Genomic DNA, 2,917 nt, shown 5'->3' with positions numbered 1-2,917 from the left:
CGACGCAGGGAGTTGCCGAGGGTGTAACCGAAGCCCGGCTCCAGCGGCTCGATCACGAACCGGGAGCGGAACTCGTCGACGACCTCTTCGGTCAGCGACGGGCGCTGAGCAATAAGCATGAAGGAGTCCTTCGGTCAGGGGCACCCACTATTTGATGCCCTTGCCACCGGGCGGTAGCCCGATGTGTAACAGCTACAAGGGTACGGGCGGTACGTCACCAAAGTGCCGTACCGCCCGGACCCCCGGAAAAACTTAAGACAACCGTGCGTCAGACGCGGCGGCGCTTGGGCGGACGGCAGCCGTTGTGCGGGGTGGGGGTGACGTCCTGGATGGAGCCGACCTCGAGGCCCGTGGCCTGGAGGGAGCGGATCGCGGTCTCGCGACCGGAGCCCGGGCCCTTCACGAAGACGTCAACCTTGCGCATGCCGTGCTCCTGCGCGCGGCGAGCGGCCGACTCGGCGGCCATCTGCGCGGCGAAGGGAGTGGACTTGCGCGAGCCCTTGAAGCCGACGTGGCCGGCGGAGGCCCAGGAGATCACGTTGCCCGAGGGGTCCGTGATCGAGACGATCGTGTTGTTGAACGTGCTCTTGATGTGCGCGTGGCCGTGAGCGACGTTCTTCTTTTCCTTGCGGCGCACCTTCTTGGCAGCGCCCTGACGACCCTTGGGGGGCATCTATTACTCCTACGGGAGGTGGTCGGTCCTACAGCGAAGACCGCTTGGTCAAGCGTCCGCTGAGGACTACTTCTTGCCCGGCTTCTTCTTACCGGCGATGGCGCGACGCGGGCCCTTGCGGGTACGAGCGTTCGTGCTGGTGCGCTGCCCGTGAACGGGCAGACCGCGACGGTGACGCAGACCCTGGTAGCAGCCGATCTCGACCTTGCGGCGGATGTCGGCCTGCACCTCGCGACGGAGGTCACCCTCGGTCTTGAAGTTGGCGTCGACGTACTCGCGGATCCGGACCAGCTCCTCCTCGGAGAGGTCACGAACGCGGGTGTCGGGGTTCACGCCGGTCTCGGCCAGCGTCTTCTGCGAGAGGGTCCGGCCGATGCCGAACACGTAGGTGAGGGCGACCTCCACACGCTTTTCGCGCGGGATGTCAACACCGGAAACGCGTGCCATTCAATGGCTCCAGTTGTCGTTCGGAGGTCTTCCGCAGAACCGATTCCCGCCCGCCGTCCTCTTCACGCTGTTCGGAAGACACAGCCGAAGATTCGGTACGAACCGGGTCCCCGGCCTCCGACCGGGGGTGTCAGGCCTGAGGAGACTCAGCCCTGGATTCTGCGTATGAACATGTACTGCTTGCGTCGCGCGAAGTTTCTGCGGGTGCAGAAGGTTCGGTCGTGCGTCAGCCCTGGCGCTGCTTGTGGCGCGGGTTTTCGCAGATGACCATGACCCGACCGTGACGGCGGATCACCCTGCACTTGTCGCAGATCTTCTTGACGCTCGGCTTGACCTTCATTAGGTGAGGTTCTCCGGGTCAGTGCCACCACCCGCGCCCCGGAACCGGGGACACGGAGTAAAGGCAAGATCTACTTGTACCGGTAGACGATCCGGCCACGTGTCAGGTCGTACGGAGACAGCTCCACCACGACCCGGTCGTCAGGGAGGATGCGGATGTAGTGCATACGCATCTTGCCGCTGATGTGTGCCAGAACCTGGTGGCCGTTCTGGAGCTCTACCTTGAACATGGCGTTCGGAAGAGACTCGACGACAGTGCCCTCGATCTCGATGGCACCTTGCTTCTTGGCCACGCTTCGCCCTTCGAATCGACTACCTTGATCGACTCCGCGCGAGCGCATGCAGACATGCGGGTGCACGAGAGCCGACGAGTCAGTCTACGTCAGGGCACCCTGAAAGACGAATCGAGGGAGAATGCCCGGCTACGGAGATCATTAAGCCAACGGGTCCGGGGCAGCGGTGATTCCGTGCTCGGCGAGCTTGGCCTTGCCCCCGTCGGGCGCGGTGAGGACCAGCGGGCCCTCTTCCGTCAGCGCCACGGAATGCTCCCAGTGGGAGGACCATGTGCCGTCCGTGGTGATGACCGTCCAGTCGTCCTCGAGGACCTCGGTCTTCGGGGTGCCCAGGGACACCATCGGCTCGATGGCGAGGCAGAAGCCGGGCACCAGCTTGGGGCCCTTGCCGCGCTTGCGCTCGACATAGTTCAGCAGATGCGGGTCCATGTGCATCTCGGTGCCGATGCCGTGGCCGCCGTAGTCCTCGACGATCCCGTACTTGCCGCCGCCGGGCTTGGGCTGGCGGCGGATGTACGTCTCGATCGCGCGGGAGACGTCGACGAGCCGGTTGCCCTGCTTCATCGCCGCGATACCCGCCCACATCGACTCCTCGGTCACCCGGGAGAGCTCGACCAGCTCCGGGGCGTGACCGGAGCCCACGAAGGCGGTGTACGCGGCGTCGCCGTGCCAGCCGTCCACGATCGCGCCGCAGTCGATGGAGATGATGTCCCCGTCCTTGAGGACGGTCTTGTCATCGGGGATGCCATGGACGACGACCTCGTTGACCGAGGTGCAGATGGTGGCGGGGAATCCGCCGTACCCGAGGAAGTTCGACTTCGCCCCGTGCTCGGCGAGCACCTTGCGGGCGACCTCGTCGAGATCCCTGGTGGTGGCACCGGGCACGGCCGCCTCACGCGTGGCCGCATGAATGGCGGCGACGACCAGCCCCGCCTCGCGCATCTTGGCGATCTGCTCGGGGGTCTTGATCTGCACCATGTCGGCAGCGGCCTTTCTGAACCGGAGAGGACGAACACTTCAAAGATAAGGGGGGTTACAGCCCGTCCGGCGCTTGAGGACGAGCGCGAAGCGCGATACGGGGGGCTGGGGAGCGGAGCCCCCCAGGTAACGGGACGGGTAGGGGCGGAGGGGGCGAACCCGGCCTGCCACAGACGTCGGCCGCGGC

The 2,917-nt window shown here is 65.5% G+C and carries 5 protein-coding genes and 1 pseudogene; all 6 read right to left on the bottom strand.

Going from position 1 to position 2,917, the window contains the following annotated elements; translation table 11 throughout:
* Positions 1–119 (bottom strand): annotated as a pseudogene (locus AB0D27_RS45280) (DNA-directed RNA polymerase subunit alpha); the annotation flags it as partial.
* A 149-nt stretch (positions 120–268) separates the two neighbouring features.
* A complete protein-coding gene (gene rpsK / locus AB0D27_RS45275; protein ID WP_003956432.1) occupies positions 269–673 on the bottom strand; it encodes a 30S ribosomal protein S11 in 405 nt (134 codons plus the stop codon).
* A 66-nt stretch (positions 674–739) separates the two neighbouring features.
* Positions 740–1,120, bottom strand: coding sequence for a 30S ribosomal protein S13 (gene rpsM / locus AB0D27_RS45270; protein ID WP_266455950.1), 381 nt, complete (start codon positions 1,118–1,120; stop codon positions 740–742).
* A 226-nt stretch (positions 1,121–1,346) separates the two neighbouring features.
* A complete protein-coding gene (gene rpmJ / locus AB0D27_RS45265; protein WP_003998809.1) occupies positions 1,347–1,460 on the bottom strand; it encodes a 50S ribosomal protein L36 in 114 nt (37 codons plus the stop codon).
* A 70-nt stretch (positions 1,461–1,530) separates the two neighbouring features.
* Positions 1,531–1,752: a translation initiation factor IF-1 gene (infA, locus tag AB0D27_RS45260; protein WP_003948620.1), complete on the bottom strand. Its 222-nt coding sequence runs from the start codon at positions 1,750–1,752 to the stop codon at positions 1,531–1,533.
* A 141-nt stretch (positions 1,753–1,893) separates the two neighbouring features.
* A complete protein-coding gene (map, locus tag AB0D27_RS45255; protein WP_362521466.1) occupies positions 1,894–2,730 on the bottom strand; it encodes a type I methionyl aminopeptidase in 837 nt (278 codons plus the stop codon).
* Positions 2,731–2,917 lie beyond the last annotated feature (187 nt).

Origin of the sequence: Streptomyces sp. NPDC048415 (genome assembly GCF_040651675.1) — a bacterium.
In the GTDB taxonomy this organism is placed as follows: domain Bacteria; phylum Actinomycetota; class Actinomycetes; order Streptomycetales; family Streptomycetaceae; genus Streptomyces.
The sequence above is the reverse complement of the archived record's forward strand: the minus strand, read 5'-3'. Positions and strand labels throughout refer to the sequence as shown.

What these genes read in the sequence shown, in the direction of transcription:
- rpsK (WP_003956432.1), bottom strand. Translation starts at nt 673, where the DNA reads ATGCCCCCCAAGGGTCGTCAGGGCGCTGCCAAGAAGGTGCGCCGCAAG.
- rpsM (WP_266455950.1), bottom strand. Translation starts at nt 1,120, where the DNA reads ATGGCACGCGTTTCCGGTGTTGACATCCCGCGCGAAAAGCGTGTGGAG.
- rpmJ (WP_003998809.1), bottom strand. Translation starts at nt 1,460, where the DNA reads ATGAAGGTCAAGCCGAGCGTCAAGAAGATCTGCGACAAGTGCAGGGTG.
- map (WP_362521466.1), bottom strand. Translation starts at nt 2,730, where the DNA reads ATGGTGCAGATCAAGACCCCCGAGCAGATCGCCAAGATGCGCGAGGCG.